Source organism: Arthrobacter gengyunqii, from assembly GCF_023022985.1.
In the GTDB taxonomy this organism is placed as follows: Bacteria; Actinomycetota; Actinomycetes; order Actinomycetales; family Micrococcaceae; genus Arthrobacter_B; species Arthrobacter_B gengyunqii.
In genome coordinates this window covers 3,237,222-3,258,162 of record NZ_CP095461.1, presented here as the reverse complement: position 1 = coordinate 3,258,162, position 20,941 = coordinate 3,237,222, and the positions used below count along the sequence as shown (strand labels likewise).

Genomic DNA, 20,941 nt, shown 5'->3' with positions numbered 1-20,941 from the left:
CTACGGCCCCATGTGACACCTGTAATAGCTTTGTTCGCCCACGGATGATAAAAAGGACGCCCCGGCGTCCTGCCCTCCACGCTTCGGCGCGCACGGCGTCCACAGCTTGGGCCGCTAAACTTTTGTGGCGGGGGGCTGTCTTGACCGGTCCCTGAAGACCCCTAGACCGCGCTTGGAGCTGTTTGTGCTCGGATTTTCCTTGTTGGACATCATTCTGCTGTTGGCGCTGCTGTTCTATTTCATCACCGGGCTGCGAAACGGTCTTGTGGTGACGCTGGGCGGCATAGTCGGCTTTGTGGCAGGGGCCGTGGCCGCATTCTTCGCGATCCCGCTGGTCACCGAGTGGGTGACCGACGGCGGGTGGCGGCTGACCGCAGTCATCGCCACCATTGTGGTGCTTGTCTTGGGCGGGCATGCACTCGGTGCGGCGCTGGGCGGCAACATCCGCCGCTGGCTGAACTTTCCGCCGCTGCGTTTCCTGGACCGCCTGCTGGGCGGGGCCGTGAACCTGGCAGTGTCAGCCCTGGTGATGTCCGTGCTTGCCTTCAGCATCAACACTCTCGGCGTTCCGTTCCTGTCACAGCAGATCACGTCCTCCAAGGTGCTCAGCTCCATCGAGGAGGCCACTCCGGACCGGGTGAAGACCTGGACCGCTGAAATGCGGTCCTTCACCCTGGCCGAAGGGTTGCCCACCATCCTGGACAGCGCGGCCCCGGACACCGTGGTGCCCCCTGAGCAGGCCCTCTCGTCCGAGGCCCTGCAGGCGTCGTCGGCCTCCGTGGTGAAAATCACCGGAACCGCGTATCAATGCGGGCAGAACCAGACAGGCTCGGGCTTCGTTGTTGCCGATGACCGTGTGGTTACCAACGCCCATGTGGTGGCCGGGGTATCCCGGCCCGTGGTGCAGGTGCCCGGCGGCGGTGCGCTTCCGGGTGACGTGGTCTACTTCGACAGTGCCCGTGATCTGGCTGTGTTGGCCGTGGACAATCTGGACGCCGAGCCGATCCCGCTGGGCGAGGTCCTTCCGGACGGCACCACCGCCGCCTTTGCCGGATATCCCGCCGGCGGCCCGTTCCGCCTTCAGGCGGCCAACGTTGAACGCCTTTCCGACGTGTCAGTCCGCAACATCTACGGTTCTTCACCCGAGGTGGTGGAGGTCTACACACTCGCCGCGAACGTGCAGCAGGGCAACTCCGGCGGCCCGCTGCTGGACGTTGACGGCCAGGTTGCCGGGGTGATCTTCGCCAAGACCACCGGTGACCAGCCGATCGGCTACGCGCTGTCCCTGGCCGAGCTGGGTCCGGTGGCCGAAGCCGCCGCCGGCTACTCCGATCCGGTTTCGCCCGGGCAGTGCATCTCGGGAGAGTAGGACTGCCGCGGCGCCGCGGGCTCAGTCCGCGGCTTCGCCGTCGAGCCGGGCAGCGAGATAGTTGACCGCCAGGCCGTAGCCGACAATTCCGGCGCCGCAGATGACGACGTCGGCCACCGCCGACACGTAGGAGTGGTGGCGGAACTCCTCGCGCCGGTGGATGTTGCTCAGGTGCACCTCGACGACGGGGAGCCCGACGCCGGACAGCGCGTCGGGGATGGCGACCGAGGTGTGGCTGTACGCCGCCGGGTTGATGATGATGGCGTCCGCCAGCCCCGGGGCGCCGTGAATCGCGTCGATCAGGTCCCCTTCATGGTTGGACTGGATGCAGTCGATCGTCCAGCCGTGCGCCTCTGCCGCCTTCATGGCGAGCGTTTCGACGTCGTCGAGCGTCTCAGTGCCATAGATCCCCGGCTCCCGGGTGCCCAGGAGGTTCAGGTTGGGGCCGTTGAGGACAAGGAGGTTTCGGGTGCGGGAGGCAGTCATGGCTTAACTATGCGCCACCGCGGCCGGGAGCGTCTGCGCCTCGGCACGGCGCGTCATGCGTCCGGCCGCCAGGGCGCCGGCGATGGTCACCAAGGACATCAGTGCCAGCACGACGCCGGGATGCCACCACGCGCTGTCCGTTGCCCGGGCGAAGGCCTGCGTGGCGGCCGGGGCGAACCCGGCGAGGATGCCGGCGAAACTGTAGGCCAGGGACAGTGCGGTGAAGCTGGTGCGGGCCGGGAAGAGATCGGCCATCAACCCGCCCAGGGCGGCCCAGGCGGCCGTCGGAGCGATCCCGCCAATGAGGATGGTCAGGATGTAGGTGGTCTGGTCCGCGGTGCTGATGAGCCAGTACAGAGGGAAGGAAATCAGCAGCGTGGCGACGGCACCGGCGGCGACCATGCGCGCGGAGCCGATCTTGGTGGCCAGCCAGCCGAACGCCGGAATGGTGGCCAGCTGCAGGACCGAGCCCACCAGGGCGGCATTGAGCACGGTGGTTCCGGACAGGCCCAGCTGTTCCGTTCCGTAGGCCTGGGTGTAGGTGGTCATCAGGAAGTAGGAGCCGATGCCCAGCAGGGACGCCGAGGTGGCCACCAGGACGGCCAGCCGCTGGGTCTTCAGGACCTCCAGGACGGGAACCCGGGGAAGGGACTGATGCCCGGCGACCTCTTTGAAGACGGGGGTTTCCTCGATGGCGAAGCGCAGATACAGGGCGATGGCCATGAAGGGGAAGGCCAGCAGGAACGGCACCCGCCACAGCCCGGCTTCCATGGTTTCCTGCGACACGTTGGTCAGCAGCAGGAAGATGCCCGTAACCATGATGGTTCCCACCGGGGAGCCGATCTGCGGAATGGCGGCGTAGAGGGCGCGCTTGCGGGGTTCGGCATGCTCGGTGGCAATCAGGACGGCTCCGCCCCATTCGCCGCCGACTGCCAGTCCCTGCAGCAGCCGCAGGGTCACCAGCAGTGCCGGGGCCCAGAGGCCAATGGCGTTGTAGTCGGGCAGCAGGCCGATCACTCCGGTGGCCGTGCCCATCAGGACAATCGTCCAAATGAGGGACTTCTTGCGGCCGATGCGGTCACCGAGATGGCCGAAAATGACGGCTCCGAGCGGGCGCGCAATGAAGCCGATGCCCAGGGACAGGAAGGACAGCAGGGTGCCGATCAGCGGATCGACCTCCGGAAAGAAAATCCGGTTCAGGATCAGCGCGGCTGCCGTTCCAAAGACATAGAAGTCGTAGGACTCCAGGGCGGTTCCGACGAAGGACGCGCCGGCCACCTTGCGCGCCATGCGCGGTGAGCGGGGCAATGGATCCGTTACCGGAGAGGCGGAAGCGGGCAGCGGGGAGGAAGTGCTGGAAGTGGACACGAGCACTGATTCTGCTATCCCGGGCGCGCAGGTGCCAACTCAATGAGTTCCATCTCACCCTCCGGACCGAAGGACGCGGCGACGGGGCGGGCTTTTTGTCAGGGCACGAGGCTGCCGAGAATGGCCCGTCCGCCGTTGATCAGCGCCGTTGAAACGCTCGCTGGATCGGCCACATAGCCATGGACCATGGCACCGTCCCGCAGCATCAGCAGCTGATCCGCCAGCGAATCCGGGTCTTGTGCCCCCAGCTGCGCCAGCCTGCCGCTGACCTCTGCGTGCAGCCACTGCCGGTGTTCAAGGACCACGGCCCGGATCGGCGAGCGGGGGTCCGGATACTCCGCGGCAGCATTGATGAACGGGCAGCCGCGGAAGCCGGGAATGCAGGTCTCGACGCCCATGGCCTCGGCCAGTTCCAGCAGTCCGGTGCAGGGGTCGGGGCTCAGGTTTTCGGCGGCCGCGCGGGTCCGTTTCGACTGGGCCTGCAGATAGGCCACCACCAGCTCTTCCTTGGTGCGGAAGTAGCGGTAGAACGTGACCTTGGTGGTTTCCGCCGCAGCAATGATCCGGTCTGCGCTCACGGCACGGATGCCCTCGGTGTAGAAGAGCAGGGCGGCAGCGTCCAAGATGCGGGTGCGCACCGGCGGCCTGGTGGTCATGGGTCCTCCCGGGGTTGCGGTTTAGGGTCAAGGCGCGTTTACTTGGGGACCAAGTAGACGTACTAGTTAGTCTACCTGTTACCCCCGACTTAGAGGAGTTGCCATGAGCGCTTTGTACACCGCAGTTGCCACCGCATCCGGAGACGGCCGCAACGGAGAAGCCCAGACCCGCGACGGCCAGCTGAAGGTCAACCTGGCCACTCCCACGGAGATGGGCGGCTCAGGCGACGGCACCAACCCGGAGCAGCTCTTCGCCGCCGGCTATGCCGCCTGCTTCCTGTCCGCCCTGAAGATGATCGCCCGCGCCGAAAAGGCTCCGATCGCCGACGCCGCCATTACGGCCGACGTCAGCATCCACAAGCAGGACGTCGGCTTCAAGCTTGGCGTAGCCCTGCACGTGGAAATGTCCGGCGTGGACCAGGCCACCGCCGAGAAGCTGGTGGACGCCGCCCACCAGGTCTGCCCGTACTCCAACGCGACCCGCGGCAACATCGACGTGGAGCTCGACGTGACCACGGCCTAACAGCCGTCCTTCCCTCGCCGAAATGGCAGAAGGTGCGCTTCCCGGGGCTGGGAAGCGCACCTTCTGCCATTTCGCGGGTTGTTTTCCCGGGGCTATTTACGCATTGACTCCGCGATCTGCTGCATAACGGTGTTGTCCGCCAGCGTGCTGGAATCCCCGGCCTCGCGGCCTTCGGCGACGTCCTTGAGCAGGCGGCGCATGATCTTGCCGGAGCGGGTCTTGGGCAGCTCGGGCACCACCAGGATGTGCCGCGGCTTGGCGATCGGACCGATTTCCTTGCCGACGTGGTTGCGCAGCGTGGTGACAATGTCGTCGTCGTCCTTGGCGCTGCCGCGGAGAATCACAAAGGCCACCACCGCCTCGCCGGTCGTGTCATCGGTGGCCCCAACGACGGCGGCTTCCGCCACTGACGGGTGGCTCACCAGGGCGGACTCGATCTCCGTGGTCGAGAGTCTGTGTCCTGACACGTTCATCACGTCATCCACGCGGCCCAGCAGCCAGATGTCGCCGTCCTCGTCCTTCTTGGCGCCGTCGCCGGCGAAGTACATGTTGTCGAACCGGGACCAGTAGGTGGCCTTGAAGCGCTCCGGGTCGCCCCAGATGCCGCGCAGCATGGCCGGCCAGGGTTCCTTGATGACCAGGAAGCCGCCGGAGCCGTCGGGCACCGATTCGCCCATCTCGTCCACCACGTCGATCGAGATGCCGGGAACTGCCACCTGGGCGGAACCGGGCTTGGTTGCGGTGACGCCGGGCATGGGGGCGATCATGTGTGCGCCGGTCTCGGTCTGCCACCAGGTGTCCACGATGGGGGCGGGAACCTCTTTCTTGCCGCCGTTGGAGCCGATGACGGTGCGGTACCACATCCAGGCCTCGGGGTTGATCGGCTCGCCCACGGATCCCAGCACGCGGATGGAATCCAGGTTGAACTTTCCGGGGATGTCGCGGCCCCACTTCATGCAGGTGCGGATGGCGGTGGGGGCGGTGTAGAGGATGGAGACCTTGTACTTTTCCACCAGTTCCCACCAGCGGCCCTGGTGCGGGGTGTCCGGGGTGCCCTCGTAGATGAGCTGGGTGGCGCCGTTGACCAGCGGGGCGTAGGTGACGTAGCTGTGTCCGGTGACCCAGCCAATGTCCGCGGTGCACCAGTACACGTCGGTTTCGGGTTTCAGGTCAAAGGTGTTGAGGTGCGTGAACGCCGTCTGCGCCAGGTAGCCGCCGGTGGTGTGCAGGATGCCCTTGGGCTTCCCCGTGGTGCCGGAGGTGTACAGGATGAACAGCGGGTGTTCGGAGTCGTGGCCCACCGCTGCGTGTTCGGCGCTCGCCGTGCCGACCGCGTCGTCCCACCAGATGTCCCGGCCTTCGGTCCACTGAACCGGTTCGCCGTTGCGCTTCACGACGACAACGCTGGTGACCGTGTGGCCTTCCTGCGCCAGCGACTCATCCACGGCCGGCTTCAGGGCGGTGGGCTTGCCGCGGCGGTAGGATCCGTCGGCGGTGACCACCAGTTTGGCCTCGGCGTCGTCAATGCGGTTGCGCAGCGCGTCGGCGGAGAACCCGCCGAACACCACCGAGTGGACCGCTCCGATGCGGGCGCACGCGAGCATGGTGATCACGGCTTCTGGAATCATGGGCAGGTACACGGCCACCCGGTCACCCTTGGATACGCCCAGGGTTTCAAAGGCGTTGGCGGCCTTCTTGACCTCTTCAGTGAGCTGCGCATACGTATAGGTGCGGGTGTCGCCGGGCTCGCCCTCGAAGTAAAGGGCCACGCGGTCCCCGCGGCCTGCCTCAACGTGGCGGTCCAGGGCGTTGTAGGCAGCATTGATTTTTCCGCCGCCGAACCACTTGGCAAACGGTGCGTCGGACCAGTCCAGGGTTTCGGTAAAGTCTTCGTCCCAGGTCAGGAGGCTGCGGGCCTGGCGTGCCCAGAACTCCGGACCTTCCGCCGCTGCTTCGTCATATACCGCCTGCTGGGCAACTGCATTGGCGGCAAAATCCGCGCTGGGCGGAAAACTGCGGCGCTCATGGAGCAGGTTCTCCAGAGCGTCGCCTTGCTGCTTGACGGGGGACTGTTCCGACATGATGAACCCTTTCGCTTTAGCTGTCGCCCACGGTCCAGCCCGGATCGAGGGGCTGCCGTAGCGTTGCAACCACCCTAACGCTGATCAGCCGGCAGTGTGTCAACCGTCACATCCACGCCCGGCAACGGGGGTATTTGTGCGGTGAGCGGTAGGTCACGGCCGGTGGCTGCGCGGCAGTTCGGCTAGTCTGCGGCACCTGCGTTGACTAGGCTGTGCAAGGAAGCAACCGCTTTTTTTACCCGTGCATGCGGCTCGCCGTTGCCGCGGACCGCAGATGTTGTGTCGGCCCGCAGGCGGCGGTCGTGAATGGAGAAACATAAATGAACCAGCCCCCCGTTGAGAACGACGCCCGAACGGCGACGGAGACTCCGGCACCGTCGGAGAGCCACTCCGCCGGCAAGGACAACGTACGGACTGCTGTCCTGGGTCCGTTTGGCCTGCGCGACACAGTGGTCGGCGGTTCGGTCCTGCTCATGCTGATCGGTTCCCTGCTGCCGTGGAGCCTCGTCTTCGGCCTGGAAGCCAACCTCTGGTCGCCGGTGACGCCGCTGTTCTTCCTGGGAATCGGCATCATCCTGCCGCTGCTCGTTGCCGGACTGTTTGCTGCCCGCCGCATGGCTCCTGAACTGAAGTACCGCGTGGGATCGCTCTCCGTGGACCAGTTCGGTTCCGTGGTGGCCGTGCTCGCTGTCGCCTTCTTCTTCCTCCAGCTGGTCAACGTGTTCACCATTGGCACGATGCTCACCTTCATCGGGGCGCTCGGCCTGGTGGCGGCCACCACCCTGGCCCCGCACATCCCTCCCTTCTCCCGCGAATTCAGCGAACGCCCCGCGGAGCCGGCTCATGTGATGGCCCGCGACGCCGTGCGCCTGCGCCGCCGTCCCGCCCGTCCCGCTCCGGCGGACTCCAGCGCTCCCGGTGCTTCGCACGACGCCAAGCCCGCCGAATCCCGGTTGTCGGGAATGGGCAAGGGCATGGGCAAGCTGGCTCCGACCGGCTTGTTCGGCCGCAAGACCGACGACGGCGTTCCAGCCGATGCCGATGCGCCGGCAGTCAATGGCATCCCTGCGGATGCTGCAACCGGTGCCACAGCTGCCGCACCTGCCGCACCTGCCGGCCAGGCCGTCCGGAGCGAGCCAGCCGCAACCGAAGGTGCCCGCGTCCAGGGCGCCGGCAGTGAATCTGTCCGCGAACAGTCCGGTGCTGACAAGGTTCCCTCTCCCGCGCCGTCGCCGTCGCCGGCACCGGCGGCTGCAGCCGCACCCGCACCGGCCCGGAGCAACGAGGATGACCTCGCGGCCACCACCGTCAATCCCGTGGTTTCCGCAAAGCAATCTGAGGCGGAGCCCGCCACGCAGGCAGCGCCGAAGGTTCCGGCGTCGTCGGGCAGCGATTCCATCAGCGCAACCCGCGATGAGTCCGAAAACGTGGTGGAGGCATTCTGGTTTGCCGTGGGCACCCCGCGCCAGATTGTGGACGAGCGCACCGGCCTGCCGTTGTTCATGTTCCACCCGGGCGACTGGGAACTGGGCCTGGAAGACCGCGGCACCGAGTTCCTCGTGCAGGACAAGCGCACGGGCCGCATCGGCGTGCTGCGGGATCTGAGCAACATCGAGCGCGTCGGTGAGGATTCCGGCGAGTAGACCGGAAACAATCCACCACCGAACCGCGCAACAGAAGGAAACGAGCACGTGGCGAAGGCAACCGGGAGTGATTCCTCCCTGCTGGCCCTGAAACGCAGGGCCCGGAAGATCAACCGGCGGCTGGGGGAGCTGTATCCCTATGCCGTGGCCGAACTGGATTTCACCAACGCATTCGAGCTGCTGGTGGCCACCGTGCTGTCCGCGCAGACCACGGACATCCGGGTCAACGCCGTTACTCCCGCGCTCTTCGCCCGCTATCCGGACCCCAAAGCGCTGGCGGAAGCCGATGAGACGGAGCTGCAGGAGCTGATCCGGCCCACCGGCTTCTTCCGGGCCAAGGCCGCCAGCATCAAGGCGCTGTCCACCCGGCTGGTGGATGAGTACGACGGCGAGGTGCCGGACACGCTCGAAGAGCTGGTCACGCTGCCCGGAGTTGGCAGGAAGACGGCCAACGTGGTGCTCGGCAACGCCTTCGGCATTCCCGGGATCACGGTGGACACACACTTTGGCAGGCTGTCGCGCCGCTTTGGCTGGACGACCGCCAAGGACCCGGTGAAGGTCGAGGAGGACGTGGCGGAACTGTTCGAGCCCAAGGACTGGACGCCGCTGTCCAACCGGGTGGTCTTCCACGGCCGGCGGGTCTGCCACGCCAAGAACCCGGCTTGCGGCGCCTGCGCCGTCGCCGCGCTGTGCCCGTCCTACGGCGAGGGAGAAACTGATCCCGAGAAAGCGAAAAAGCTGCTGAAGTATGAGCTGGCTCCCGGCCGCGAGGAACTGCATGCCCGGATGATGGCCGCGGAAACCCGTGCCCAGCTGCGCGCCGCAGGCTACGGGCTGGAAGCATGAGCGCCTACGCCGACCTGCGGGAGCTGGGCGTTTCCGCTTCCGCGCGCAGCACCAGCTTTGACGCGAACCTGGAGCTGCTGCGGCGCAGCGTGGATCCGGCCACGGCACGGCGTGCAGCGGTGCTGATCCTCTTCGGCGACCTGGACGATAAACCCGCTGACTTCCGTACCGCGGGCGTGCCCGAGGAACTGGACGTCCTGCTGGTGGAGCGGGCCGCCACCCTGAACGACCATCCCGGGCAGGTGGCCTTCCCCGGCGGCTCCCTGGATGCCGCGGATTCCGGACCGGTGGCTGCCGCGCTCCGCGAGGCGCAGGAGGAAACCGGACTGGACCCGGCCGGCGTCGTCGTTCTGGGCACCCTGCCGGAGGTCGGCCTGCCGGTGAGTAACTTCCTGGTGACCCCGGTCCTGGGCTGGTGGGACCGGCCCACGCCTGTGGACGTGGTGGATTACGGTGAATCGGCGTCCGTCTTCCGGGTCCCGGTGGCGGACCTGCTGAACCCGGAGAACCGGCGCACCGCTGTCATGACTCACGGCAGCCTGACGCACCGCTCGCCGGCGTTCCTCGTGAACGGGGTGCTGGTGTGGGGCTTCACCGGGATCATCCTCAACGGGGTGCTTCAGGAACTGGGCTGGACCCTGCCCTGGGACGAGCAGCGCGAAATAGTTCCGGAGCTGTAGCCCTCACCGGTTCTCCTAGGCGCCGTCGGGGTAGTACCGGCTGCTCTTCCCGTAGCTGGGGTCCAGACGGGACCGCTGCATCTGATGGTCCTGAGGGTGATCCATGCAGGGGGTGGTAGCGAGGACTTCGACGATGTCCGGATAACCGCGCTCGTGGGTGAGCCGCAGATTCACCGGCCCCTGTTGAAGATAGACGAGGCGGGCTTTGCCGATTTTGACGTCCGGCGTATCGGAGTCCACAACCACGGTCCAGTTGTCGGACTGCAGATGTGAGGCCAAGGCGTCAATCGCCGCATTGGCCGCCGCATCGTCCGCAGGCAACCCGCGAAGCACACCCAGCCAGCTGGTCTGCGTTTGCGGTTCCCCGCCCTGGGGGCCAAGGCAGGAGTCCTCGCTCAGCATCTGCGGGGACAGTTCCACGCTGGAAGCGGCGGACTCTTCCAGGGCAGGAAACAACAGCTCGAGCTGCTCCTGGACAGCAGCAAACTGCTCCGGCGAAGAAAACTTGTCGGTTTGATTGGACATGTCGGTCTCCGTGTCGTTGGGGTCGGCTGAGGATGGAGCAGCGCAAGCGGAGGCCAGGAGCATCAGACCGATGGCTCCAGCGGCGAGGAACGATGGACTGCGCCGGAACCGCCGGCTAACGGGAGTCATTGTTCGAGATCCAACACGTTTACGGTTTCCATTCTGTTGCCGATGTAGTCCTGCGGACGGAGTTCGATGGGTGAGACGTAGAAGCCGCCGTCAGCGGTTGAATACCAGACGTCCTCGATGAAGAGGCTGACCTCGCCGCCGTGAATGACGCCCTTGATGTTTTCGGCCGAGGTGGATCCCCTCCCGAAATAATCCATATGTCCGCCCATCAGGCTGTCGGCGATCAACGGGTCGCGAAAACCGGATTCCAGACGGACGGCACCCATCCTGCCGACGCCGCCGCCCTCCCAGAACGACCCTCCGTGGGCCGCGCCTCCAACGCCCTGTGCGCCGATTATCAGAAGATCGCTCCTGGTTTGGATGGCGTACCGGTTGGCCTGCGGATTTGCCGTGTCCCCGGGACTGCTCACCTCGTGTCCGGGGCCGGCCTGAGCAACGTAGACGATGTTGGTGGAGTCCAGGCCCACACGCTCCCCGGTTCCGAGCAGGGAGCCGCCGGCGCTGTAGCCCACGTAGGTTGTGCGTGCGCCTGCTGGGATCTCCAAGTCGACAGCGTAGTCAAAGGCCGCCAGCAGCGGGGCGCCTGCTTCGTTGTAGACCGGTGATCTATTGTCCCAGACGACGTCCTGCGGCAGATTGGTGCCCTGCCAGTAGAAGCCGAGCGTATCCGCACCGGGGCCATCGCTGATTGCCTCAAGACGCTTCAGATACGCCTCAAGTTCGCCAAGGCGTGCCCCGGTTCCCGGCACCAGGGCGCCCATGATCTTGGTGTCAGCTGACGGTTGTCCGGTCATGGTGACGATCTGCCCGTTGTCCTCCAGGCTCACCATCACCACTTGGACGTTCTCTGCCACGGCGTAGTCCAGGCCCTTGAGTTTTTCTTCGAGGTGCTCGCGCTGTGCATTCCATTGGTCATGGGCCGCCTTCCAACGGTCTGCCGCGACACCCCAGTCCTGGTAGTCATCGCGGACGGGCTCCCGCAACCCGGCCAGCTTCTCCCGAAGATTCTGCTGGAGGCCAGCAACCGTGATGAGGTTGGACCTGGCCCGCTGCGCGAAGGGCACGCCGTTGAGGCTGCCGAAGACCCCCGGATACAGCAGCAGGAGCCGCTCCTGGTCCTGCTGCGACAAACTCAGCCAGGCGTCCCGGATGCCGGCGATGCCGTCCTGGGTGAGATGGGCGCCGCCGGCCATCGCCTTCTGCATGATCGCCTCGGGCCGGTGCTGCCAGAATGCACCGGCAAGTTCCCGGTTCGCCAGCAGCGCCGCTGCCTCCGGATTGGCGGCTCCCCATTCCCGCAGTTCTGCCTCGTTCAGGCCCAGCAGAGACGGCAGCAGTGCATCGGGGTTGAGGGTGCCGAAACGTTGGTCAAGCTTTCCGGTAAGGGCGGACCACCCCACGGCTGGCAGGATGTTGCCGCCCGGGGCTGCACCCATGGGCAGGCCCGCCCCTTGTCCGTAGCGGATTTCTGCCAGCGCAGCCGCGGTTCTCTCCTGCAGGTCGGCCCAGCTGCGCACCAGAGTGGCGGCTTGGTCGTCGAGCTGCTGTTCGGCGCTGTCCTGCGCCGCACCCTCTTCGCCCGTTTCCTGGGGGCCCAACTGCCCGAATGCTTCCTGCAGGTCCTGCGCTTGCCGGGCCAGGACCCGCCCGGCGGCAGCGAAGGCGCTGAGGGTCACTGCGGCGTCCTGCAGTGACCGCTGCCAGTCTTCGGTTGGTTCCTTCAGCTCGGCCAGCGCGGCGTAAATCTGGTCCTGGGTAGCCGGATGATGATAGTAGTCGCGGAACCGATCCCAGGCCGCGGCTGCGTCAACCAGATAATCGGCGGTTGTCCTGGCACGCAGGACCATATCTGCGGCACTGTCCTCCAGCTCATCCCAGGGAACGTCGATATGCGGCAGCCGCATGGACCGCATGGCTTACTGCACCGCCCGGTACTGGCCGAGGCGGTACGGCGCATAGTCAGCCGGGAGCTTCGCGAGCGCAGCCGAAGCCGCGGCCGCCATGGTGCCGTCAGCCTCGGAGAAGGCGGAGGCGGCCGTGGAGACGGCGTCGGCCTTTCGGAAGAGCAGGGAGGCTACGCGCTCCCCGACGTCGTCGCGGTCGGACCAAAACCTGTTAAAGGCGTCCGCCACCACCGTTGCGGTGCCGAAATATCCCGCGGCTTTGTCCCCGCAGGTGCGGGCGGCCTTCGCTGCCTGCGTTAAGGACTGGCCGTCAGCGGCTATGTCCACCAGGGTGGCATGGATACCGGACGGGTCCATGGAGTAGCTCCCACCCCCGCCGGATCCGGCCGTGGACGGCTGCATCGGCGGGTCAAATTGAAGCTTCATTTTCTCCCCCCGGAGCGGAACGGACTGATGCTGCCCCGAGTATGGCATGCGGCGGCGTCCCGTTGAAGGAAAAAAGTTACCTTGGGGATAACTGCCTGCGGGCGGGGCTAATCCTTCGCGAGTCCGGACCTTTCGCCGACTTTGATTGGTGACGGCGACGGCGATTGGAGGACGGTCACGGCCAGCTGGACACGGTTGGCGACATCAAGCTTGGTGAAAGCGCTCGCGATGTGGGTTTTGACCGTGGCAACGCTGACGAAGAGTTCAGCGCTGATCTCCGTGTTGGTGAGCCCTCGGGAAACCGCACGGGCAATCACGCGTTCGCGCTCGCTGAGTGCCGCCAGCGGATTGTGCTGTTCCGCCGGTTCCGCGGGTGCCGCGGAGGAAGTGGCCGCTGCCGCCACAATGCGTTTGAGCACGCCGGGGGAGAAACGCAGGTTGTCCGCTGCCGCGGCGCGAACGGCAGAGACCATGTCCGCGGGCGCGGTGTCCTTGAGCAGGAAACCGCTCGCGCCGGCGCGCAGGGCGGACAGGATGAAATCATCGGTGTCGAACGAGGTCAGGACGATCACCCTGGGCGGCTGCGGCGACGCCGTGATGCGTTCCGTGGCGGCGATGCCGTTCAGCCGCGGCATCCGGATGTCCATGAGGACGACGTCGGGTGTTAGTTCCGCGGCGAGCACGACGGCGGTCTCGCCGTCGCCCGCTTCACCAACGATGGAAATATCCGGGGCCCCGTCAAGGATGAGCCGCAGCCCTGCACGGATGAGGGGTTCATCGTCCGCGATCAGGACCTTGATTGATGCGGCGCTCACCAGGGAACCTGCACTGCCGTGGTGTAGACCCCGTGCCTGGCACCCGATTCAAAGGAGCCGCCGGAGAGCCGCGCCCGCTCAGCCAGTCCAATCAGACCGAGCCCGTCCGGCGCAGGGGGCTTGGACCCCGAGACCGGGTTGCTCACCGTCACGGTGATGCACTGCCCGGGTGCACCGGTCAGGGACACCGCCACGGGATGGCCGGGAGCATGTTTTTGGGCGTTGGTGATGCCCTCCTGCGCCACGCGGTACAGGTGGCGGGAGGTTGCATCGGCGGGGGCGTCGAGCGCGGTGCCCAGCAGCGCCGGTTCGATGCTCAGCGTGATGTCGGTGCCGGCCGCCCGGGCTGTTTCCACGAGTGCCGGAATGGAGGAGATATTCGGCTGGGGTGCGGTGTCCACTGCGTCTTCACGCAGAACGGTCAACACGGTGCGCAGTTCCGATGTGGCTTTGGAGGCGGTCTCGCGCAGGATTCCGGCCGTGGACCGGATGGTTTCCGGGTCCAGATCGGTGCGGTACTCCAAGGCTCCGGCATGCATGCTGATCAGGCTCAGGCGGTGAGCCAGGGTGTCGTGCATCTCCCGCGCAATCCGGGTGCGCTCGGCCAGCCGAGCCTGATCCGCCCGTGCATCCTGTTCCCGGCGGGCGCTGTCCGCTTCCTGCCGGAGGGAAACGATCAGCGCCTTTTTAGCGCCGCGGTTCATCCCGATCAGTACCAGAACTCCCAGCATGCCCAAAGCGATCAAAAGAACCCATCCGTAGTCTTCGGCACCACCAGCAACCGGGTTGACGGCGAAGTCGACCAACACTGCTGCAAGAAAGACAAGCGCAGTGGCAGCCAGAAGACGCGGCCGTCTCAGGGCTGCGATGCGGACAATGCACAGGCAGGCGGCGGGAAAGGCCAGGGTGGAGAGTCCGCTGAGGGCAATGATGGCAAGACCAGCGGCAACCGGTGCCCGGCGCAGGGCGAGGGGGAGGAGGCCGACGGCGGTCAGACCCAGGATGAAGTCCAGGAACATCAATCCCATGAAGGGCGTGGGATCGGCGTCGTCGGGCGGCAGCATGGAACCCCGAACGACGAGAAAAACGAGGAACCCGACCACCGCGGCTGCGGCAGTGATGCCTGCCGTTTGCCAGACGCTGAGGTGTTGAGTCGGGAGCGGCATTCTCGAAATCCTAATGAGCGGCGTGACGGACCACAATTAGCCAAAAGCATGAAGTCTTTTTCGTCATGTGGCTGGCGCCGAGGGTCAAATGGCCGAAGCGGAAAGGAAGCCTGAGCGGGCAGGCTTCAGGCATGACCTTTTCTGCTGATCATCCGGATGCCGTGACCCCGGCCCGCCCCGCTCCCGTCCGTCTCGCCCCTCCCCGTCCGTTTCACCGCCTGGCCCGCTCCCAGCCCGGCTACCGATGGTGGCACCCGCTGACCACGGTGATGGTCACCGTCGTCCTCTTTTTTGTCCTGATGATGTTGGCGATGGGGGCAACGGCGGCGGTGGGGATCTTTGTGCCGGGCGTTTCCGCAACGGTGGAGCGGGCGTTGTCTGCGGAATCAGACCTCGGCGACCCGGTGCAGCTCGCCTTCCTGCTGGGAACCGTCGGTCTGCTCTGGCCCGCGGCGGCGCTGGGCGTGCGGTGGGGCGGCAGGCGTTCCGCAGGAACACTCTCCTCGGTCACCGGCCGGCTGCGCTGGCGCTGCTTTCCCAAGCCGCTGGTCCTGGCTGCCGGCCTGTTCGTGGCCATGAACGCCTTGAGCCTGCTGGTGCCGGAGTCCTTGCGAGGCAGTGGCGCAGTGACGGACGGCGGCGGAAGTTCCGGCAACGTGTGGCTTCTGCTGCTCGTAGTCCTGGCATTAGTACCGGTGCAGGCAACCGCCGAGGAATATGCTTTCCGCGGTCTGCTGATGCAGGGCATCGGATCCTGGCTGCGCCATCCGGCCTTCGCCATCCTGTTGCCGGTTCCCCTGTTCGTCGTCGGCCACGGCTACGGACTGGTGGGGCAGATTGATGTTGCAGCCTTTGCCGTCGCGGCCGGCTGGATCACCTGGCGCACCGGCGGGCTGGAAGCAGCCATCGCGCTGCATGTCATCAACAACGTGGGAGCGCTCGGCCTGGGTGCGGCGGGCTTCGGGGACCTCAATGCCACCGACCTGCCGTTGGCTGCCCTGCCCTTTTCGCTGGCTTTTACGCTGGCCTACGCCCTTATCGTGGTCCGCTGGTTCCCGTCGCCCGCTGCAGCGCCTCCGCGGAGGGATCGTTACTTGGCTTCGGCATAGGAATCCACGGTCACGGCCACCACCGGGAACTCCAGCGGAATCTGCCCGAACAGCAGGCGGGTGGCAGCGGCTGCGGCCTCGGTGACCAGGGCGCTGACCTCGTCGGCCCGGTCCGCGGGCACATGAAGCATCACTTCGTCGTGCAGGAAGAACACCAGCTGCCCCGCCGGTGCGGCCGTGGACGCCGCCCGCAGCCGCCGTCGTATTTCCGCCAGCCAGCACAGGGCCCATTCCGCCGCGGTGGACTGCACCACAAAGTTGCGGGTGAACCTGCCTTGGGACCGGGCCAGGGACTCGGCCCGGCGCTGTTCCTCAGCGGAGGAACTCTGCTGGGCACGCAGCCAGCGCTCCGATACCGGCGGCGAGCTGCGGCCAAGATGGCTGCTGACCACCTTGCCTGCTTCTCCGGCCCGCGCGCCGCGTTCCACCACGTCGATGGCCTGCGGATAGGACCGGGTCAGGGCGGGCATCAGCCGGCCAGCCTCACCGGAGGTGGCGCCGTACATGGCGCCGAGCATTGCCATTTTGGCCAGCGACCGGTCGCCGTTGAAGTTCTGGTCCGCGATGCCCTGGTACAGGTCCTTGCCGCGGGCTGCGGCCGCGAGGGCGTTATCCTGGCCCAGGGCCGCGAGCACCCGGGGCTCCAGCTGCGCGGCGTCTGCGACAATCAGCCGGTGGCCCCGGTCCGGCCGCACGGCGTCGCGCACGTATTTGGGAATCTGCAGGGCACCGCCGCCGCGCGAGGCCCATCGTCCGGAGACCACCCCGCCCACCACATACTCGGGCCGGAACCGGCCGCCGTCCACCCAGGCATCCAGCCAGGTCCAGCCGTTGGCGGTCAGCAGCCGGGAGAGCCGCTTGTATTCCAGCAGGGGAGCGATGGCGGGATGCTCGTGCTGCTGCAGTTCCCAGGACCGGGTGGTTTTCACTTCGATCCCGGCTCGGTGCAGGGCACGGAGCAGCTCCTGCGGGGAGTCCGGATTGAACCCGGGGTTGCCCAGTTTGTCCCGCAGCTCCGAGGCGAGCTGTTCCAGCCGGACCGGACGCTGTCCCTCGGGCGGGCGCGGTCCCAGTTCGTGCTCCAGCATCGCTTCGTGGATGTCGCGGCGCCAGGGCAGGCCGGCGTGCTCCATTTCCACGGCAATCAGTCCGCCGGCAGATTCTGCGGCCAGCAGCAGGGCCAGGCGGCGCGGGGAGGAAGCGCCGGCCACGGCGGCGAGTTGGGCCTGCAGCTCGGCAACCTGGTCTTCCAGCGACGGGCCGCGCCTGCCGGGCAGGGGATCGAAGCCTTCGAGCTCCTCGAAGAGCGAGCTTTGGTTGGGTGCCGGCTGCACCGGCAGCAGCTGGCGGGGGAGCAGATCCGTGTCTTCGTCGGACGCTTCGGTGCGCAGCTTGTCTATATAAGGGGACGCGGGGACGGCTTCGGAAAAGCGCAGAATGCCGCGGACAAGGGCCAGATCATGGCTGCGTTCCACCGTGACGCCGGCGTCGAGCAGCTGAGGATAGATCTCCCGTGTGCTGCCGAAAACCCAGCGGACGTTCCGGGGCTGGTCCTCGTAATGGAGCACCGCGGCTGCCAATTTCGCGGGGGCGACGACGGCGGGAGGTGCGGCGGGGTGCCCGGCGTCGTCGGTCTCCTGCAGCAGCAGCGATCCGGCAGCGGCGGCCGATCCGGCGGCAGTGAGGACAACGTACATGGTTCCATTGTCCCTGCTGCTCCATCCGGTCTCCTCCACAGTGTCAGGGAAACCCTGCGCTGTCCCCAGCGCCGTCACTGCCCGATGCACTTGTGCCGCGGCTGGGAGAGTGTCTGGGCATGAGTGAAGAGCAGCTGTGGGTGCCGGCGTCCAGGTCGCGGAAGAACCGCGCTCCGCAGCCGGCGCAGTTCCTTGCGGACCGACTTCGGGCCCCGTCACGGTTTAGCCTGCGCACGACGCCGGGACCGGTTTCGGGGCGCTCTGCGACAGGCGTTCCAACCATCGCGGCGCCGGTCATCCTGATCAGCGGATCCCAGCCGCTGCAGGACGAGGTGGCCAGAATTGCTGCGGCAGCCGGTGTGGAACTGGAAGTGATGGCGGATGCCGAAGCTGCGGCTCACCGAAACCCGGAGGTGCTGCTGCTGGGCAGCGACGTGGCGGCGGGATCCGGACATCATGTGCCACAGGGCGGGCCCGGGCTTCGGTGGCCCGAAGTCATCCTGGTGGGCACCGCCCAGGACACGGAGTTGTGGCAGGAGGCAGCCCGGCGGGAAGCAGCGCGCGTTGCAGTACTTCCGGAAGCCTCAGGCTGGCTGGCCGAATATTTGGGCCGGAGGCGAGGCAAAGCCTCGGGCTTCGTGGTGGGAGTAGTGGGCGGAAGCGGGGGAGCAGGGGCATCCACGCTCTCCTGCTGGCTTGCCCACGAAGCCGCCGAGCGCCGGGTGGAAACGCTGCTGGTGGACGGCGACCCCTGCGGCGGAGGGCTGGATGCCAGCCTTGGCAGCGGCGACGTGCCCGGGGTGCGCTGGCCTGATTTGGCGGATGTCCGCGGCACCTTGAATCCGGTGCAGCTCGTGTCCGCGCTTCCCCAGGTATCGGGTTTCGCGCTGCTTTCCGGAGATTCCGGAGAGGCCCGTGCGGGCGGCGGGACGGATGAAACCTGGGCAGCCGACTCGCCGTCCGCTGATTATCCTGCCGACGAGAGCATCTCGGCGGTGATGGACGCTGCACGAGGGGCTTTTGCCCTCACCATTGTGGACTGCGCACGGCAGCCGTCCAGTTCGTTGCTGCTCTCCTGTGATGCCCTGCTGCTGGTGGTTCCGGGGCGTCTGCGGCCCGTGCTCGCCGCCAGGTCACTTACCCGGAGTCTGGGAGCTGCCGTGCCCAAAGCCGCGGTGGTCCGCGGACCGCTGGGCGACGGACTGGATGACGTCCGCGCAGCTGACGCTGCAGGTCTGTCCCTGGCTGGTTATCTGCCGGCTGCCCGGCGTCTGGAACATGCCGAGGCGCGCGGACTCCTGCTGCAGCGCGGCCGCAGCCGCAGCATCCGGCGGGTGACCGGCCAGTTGGTGGAACGGTTTGCCGCGGAACTGCCTGTTCCGGCCTCCGCGATGAAAAGGCCGTCGAGATGAGCGGCCAGACGGGCCGCCGCGCCGCCCGTGGCCTGCCCTCGGATCAGCCGGCGCCTCGCGCAGGCGATTCTCCGATGGTGCGGGAGGTCCGGCGGAGGATGTTGGACGACGGGGAGCCGGTTACTGCCGCGCGCTTGGCGGCTGCAGTGCACTCCAGCGGACGGCTGCTGGGTGCCGAGGGTGCCCTGCGCGCTGTTGACCGGGTACAGGCGGAACTGCAGGGGCTGGGCCCGCTCCAGGAATTGGCGCTGCTGCCCGGGATCAGCGACATCTTGGTGAACGGTCCGGACCGGGTGTGGGTGGACAGCGGACACGGGCTGGAACTGACCGGGCTGCGGTTCAGCTCCGATGCAGAGGTTCAAGGCCTTGCGGCCCGGCTCATTGCGGCAGGCGGACGGCGGCTGGATGACTCCAACCCGTGTGTGGATGTGCAGCTGCGCGGCTACCGTGTCCATGCGGTGCTGCGTCCGGTCTCCACCGGTTCCACACTGCTCTCCATCCGCATCCGGCGCACGCTCACCTTCACGCTGTCGGAACTGCAGGCCGGTGGAACGCTGGATCCTGAGAGCGCCGCGGTGCTTCGGCGCATCATCGCGTGCCGCCTGAACTTCCTGATCAGCGGGGCCACGGGAACGGGGAAAACCACGCTGCTCTCCACCCTGCTGTCGCTGAGCAAACCGCATGAACGGCTGGTGCTCGTGGAGGACGCCGCTGAGCTGGACCCGCGCCATCCTCATGTTGTGGGACTGCAGAGCCGGCATGGAAACGTGGAGGGGGCCGGCACAGTGGACCAGGCCGAACTGGTCCGGCAGGCTCTGAGGATGCGGCCGGACCGGCTGATTGTGGGGGAGTGCCGCGGCGCCGAGGTCCGTGAGCTTCTGGCTGCCATGAACACCGGACACGACGGCGCAGGCGGCACCATCCATGCCAACTCCGCTGCCAGCGTTCCCGCCCGGCTGGCGGCTCTCGGGGCGCTCGCCGGGATGAGCAGCGCCGCGGTCAATCTGCAGGCAGCCAGCGCCCTGGACGTGGTGGTGCATTTGGCCCGCGACACCGCCGGCCGGCGGGTTGCGGAAATCGCAGTGATCACGGCATCGGCAGACGGGCGGCTGCTGGCAGTGCCGGCGCTGCTGCCGTTGCTGCCACCAGGTGCTGCCGGACGGCACGGCGAAGGATGGGCGGCACTTCAGCGGCGGATCGGTGCGGACCAGGCGCCGGAAACATCCGCTTCATGACCGGTCTCTGGATTGCCGTGCTGCTTGGGCTGTCGGCGGTGCTCCTGCTGCCGCCTTCCCGCACCCCGGTGCAGCTTTCTCCGGTCGCTGGCCTCCGGGCCTCAGAGCAGGGGCGGCCAGGGACCGGGCACCCGCGCCGGTCAATTCTGCGCCGGCTGCCCAGGTCCCGTCCGGATCCGGCGCTGCAGGATGCGCCGCTCCTCATCCATCAGCTCACCGGCCTGCTCACCGCTGGACGGGCACCCCACCAGCTGTGGGCGGATGCTGCTTCCCTATATTTCGATGACTATTTCGACGACGGCAGGGGACGCGCCGGGTCGATGGCAGCGCAGGTGCTGCCCGTCCTCGACGCCGCCGCCCAGGCGACGTCCCTGGGGCTCAGCCCCGTACCTGTTTTCCGAGTCGCGGCTCAGTCAGTTACCGGGGCAACCGGGACAGGCCGGCAGGGACACGGGAGCCGGAGCGCTGAATCACTGACCGGGCTCTGGACCGAGCTGGCAGCGTGTGTCTGTGTCTCGGAGCGCAGCGGGGCACCGCTGGCAGGTGTCCTGGGCCGGTACGCCGCTCAGCTTGAGCGCGGCTTGGATCATCAGGCAGCTCGTGAGACCGCCATGGCTGGACCGCAGGCCACCGTCCGGCTGCTGACCTGGTTGCCGGTGGGCGGGCTGGGACTGGGGTATCTGCTGGGTGCCGATCCGGTGGGGGTGCTGCTGGGGAGCCCGGCGGGATGGCTGGCCGGGGCAGCGGGTGTTGCGTTGTCACTGGTTGGCAGGTTCTGGTCTCGCGCACTGGTACGGCAGGCGGCGGGCACCTGATGGCCCCCGCTTTGGTGGCCGCACTTCTTGCCGCGGCAAGCCTCTTGCTTTTGCTG

Annotated in this window: 19 protein-coding genes; 9 read left to right on the top strand and 10 right to left on the bottom strand. The window is 67.0% G+C overall.

Features of this window, described 5'->3' with window-relative positions; genetic code table 11:
* The first annotated feature begins 184 nt into the window (after positions 1 to 184).
* A complete protein-coding gene (locus MUG94_RS15030; protein WP_227890528.1) occupies positions 185 to 1,369 on the top strand; it encodes a MarP family serine protease in 1,185 nt (394 codons plus the stop codon).
* A 21-nt stretch (positions 1,370 to 1,390) separates the two neighbouring features.
* Here the strand turns inward: MUG94_RS15030 and aroQ are convergent, their stop codons facing one another.
* The 3 genes from aroQ to MUG94_RS15015 all read right to left on the bottom strand — a co-directional run bounded on the left by aroQ (position 1,391) and on the right by MUG94_RS15015 (position 3,879).
* Complete coding sequence (gene aroQ / locus MUG94_RS15025) at positions 1,391 to 1,855, bottom strand: type II 3-dehydroquinate dehydratase (RefSeq protein ID WP_227906998.1); 465 nt, start codon at positions 1,853 to 1,855, stop codon at positions 1,391 to 1,393.
* A 3-nt stretch (positions 1,856 to 1,858) separates the two neighbouring features.
* Positions 1,859 to 3,223, bottom strand: a complete 1,365-nt coding sequence (locus MUG94_RS15020) for an MFS transporter (RefSeq protein WP_227906996.1) — start codon at positions 3,221 to 3,223, stop codon at positions 1,859 to 1,861.
* 98 nt (positions 3,224 to 3,321) lie between these two features.
* On the bottom strand, positions 3,322 to 3,879 hold the full coding sequence (locus MUG94_RS15015; RefSeq protein ID WP_227906994.1) for a TetR/AcrR family transcriptional regulator: 558 nt from the start codon (positions 3,877 to 3,879) through the stop codon (positions 3,322 to 3,324).
* Positions 3,880 to 3,982: 103 nt separating this feature from the next.
* Between MUG94_RS15015 and MUG94_RS15010 the strand changes: the two genes are divergently transcribed.
* Complete coding sequence (locus tag MUG94_RS15010) at positions 3,983 to 4,402, top strand: organic hydroperoxide resistance protein (RefSeq protein WP_227906992.1); 420 nt, start codon at positions 3,983 to 3,985, stop codon at positions 4,400 to 4,402.
* A 92-nt stretch (positions 4,403 to 4,494) separates the two neighbouring features.
* Here MUG94_RS15010 and acs read toward each other — a convergent pair whose 3' ends face one another.
* Positions 4,495 to 6,483: an acetate--CoA ligase gene (acs, locus tag MUG94_RS15005; RefSeq protein ID WP_227906961.1), complete on the bottom strand. Its 1,989-nt coding sequence runs from the start codon at positions 6,481 to 6,483 to the stop codon at positions 4,495 to 4,497.
* A 320-nt stretch (positions 6,484 to 6,803) separates the two neighbouring features.
* Here acs and MUG94_RS15000 point away from each other — a divergent pair, with 320 nt between their 5' ends.
* Genes MUG94_RS15000 through MUG94_RS14990 form a run of 3 tightly spaced genes read left to right on the top strand, consistent with a single transcriptional unit; the run spans position 6,804 to position 9,652 of the window.
* Entirely contained in the window at positions 6,804 to 8,126 is a 1,323-nt protein-coding gene (locus tag MUG94_RS15000; RefSeq protein WP_227906960.1) for a hypothetical protein, read from the top strand.
* 48 nt (positions 8,127 to 8,174) lie between these two features.
* Complete coding sequence (gene nth / locus MUG94_RS14995; protein WP_227890512.1) at positions 8,175 to 8,972, top strand: endonuclease III; 798 nt, start codon at positions 8,175 to 8,177, stop codon at positions 8,970 to 8,972.
* Positions 8,969 to 9,652 carry an NUDIX hydrolase gene (locus tag MUG94_RS14990; RefSeq protein ID WP_227890511.1) on the top strand — a complete coding sequence of 228 codons (684 nt, stop codon included), beginning with the start codon at positions 8,969 to 8,971 and terminating at the stop codon, positions 9,650 to 9,652. The genes nth and MUG94_RS14990 overlap by 4 nt, the downstream gene beginning before the upstream one ends.
* A 15-nt stretch (positions 9,653 to 9,667) precedes the next feature.
* Here MUG94_RS14990 and MUG94_RS14985 read toward each other — a convergent pair whose 3' ends face one another.
* The 5 genes from MUG94_RS14985 to MUG94_RS14965 form a co-directional block, all read right to left on the bottom strand.
* Complete coding sequence (locus tag MUG94_RS14985; protein ID WP_227906958.1) at positions 9,668 to 10,177, bottom strand: hypothetical protein; 510 nt, start codon at positions 10,175 to 10,177, stop codon at positions 9,668 to 9,670.
* 125 nt (positions 10,178 to 10,302) lie between these two features.
* Entirely contained in the window at positions 10,303 to 12,210 is a 1,908-nt protein-coding gene (locus MUG94_RS14980; RefSeq protein ID WP_227906956.1) for a hypothetical protein, read from the bottom strand.
* Positions 12,211 to 12,222: 12 nt separating this feature from the next.
* A complete protein-coding gene (locus MUG94_RS14975; RefSeq protein ID WP_227906955.1) occupies positions 12,223 to 12,636 on the bottom strand; it encodes a DUF6507 family protein in 414 nt (137 codons plus the stop codon).
* Positions 12,637 to 12,743: 107 nt separating this feature from the next.
* Complete coding sequence (locus MUG94_RS14970; RefSeq protein WP_227906953.1) at positions 12,744 to 13,451, bottom strand: response regulator transcription factor; 708 nt, start codon at positions 13,449 to 13,451, stop codon at positions 12,744 to 12,746.
* Complete coding sequence (locus tag MUG94_RS14965) at positions 13,448 to 14,617, bottom strand: sensor histidine kinase (RefSeq protein WP_227906952.1); 1,170 nt, start codon at positions 14,615 to 14,617, stop codon at positions 13,448 to 13,450. The genes MUG94_RS14970 and MUG94_RS14965 overlap by 4 nt, the downstream gene beginning before the upstream one ends.
* Positions 14,618 to 14,748: 131 nt before the next feature.
* Between MUG94_RS14965 and MUG94_RS14960 the strand changes: the two genes are divergently transcribed.
* Positions 14,749 to 15,726, top strand: coding sequence for a CPBP family intramembrane glutamic endopeptidase (locus MUG94_RS14960; RefSeq protein ID WP_227906950.1), 978 nt, complete (start codon positions 14,749 to 14,751; stop codon positions 15,724 to 15,726).
* Here the strand turns inward: MUG94_RS14960 and MUG94_RS14955 are convergent.
* Complete coding sequence (locus tag MUG94_RS14955; RefSeq protein ID WP_227906948.1) at positions 15,708 to 17,423, bottom strand: bifunctional 3'-5' exonuclease/DNA polymerase; 1,716 nt, start codon at positions 17,421 to 17,423, stop codon at positions 15,708 to 15,710. The two genes, MUG94_RS14960 and MUG94_RS14955, sit on opposite strands and share 19 nt — an antisense overlap.
* Positions 17,424 to 17,542: 119 nt before the next feature.
* On the opposite strand from MUG94_RS14955, the gene ssd reads away from it, so the two are divergent.
* The 3 genes from ssd to MUG94_RS14940 are packed head-to-tail and all read left to right on the top strand — an operon-like array spanning position 17,543 to position 20,885.
* Positions 17,543 to 18,835 carry a septum site-determining protein Ssd gene (gene ssd / locus MUG94_RS14950; RefSeq protein WP_227906943.1) on the top strand — a complete coding sequence of 431 codons (1,293 nt, stop codon included), beginning with the start codon at positions 17,543 to 17,545 and terminating at the stop codon, positions 18,833 to 18,835.
* Complete coding sequence (locus MUG94_RS14945) at positions 18,832 to 20,070, top strand: TadA family conjugal transfer-associated ATPase (protein WP_423724163.1); 1,239 nt, start codon at positions 18,832 to 18,834, stop codon at positions 20,068 to 20,070. The genes ssd and MUG94_RS14945 overlap by 4 nt, the downstream gene beginning before the upstream one ends.
* Positions 20,067 to 20,885, top strand: a complete 819-nt coding sequence (locus tag MUG94_RS14940) for a type II secretion system F family protein (RefSeq protein ID WP_227906941.1) — start codon at positions 20,067 to 20,069, stop codon at positions 20,883 to 20,885. Before MUG94_RS14945 ends, MUG94_RS14940 begins: the two co-directional genes overlap by 4 nt.
* The last annotated feature ends 56 nt before the right edge of the window (positions 20,886 to 20,941 follow it).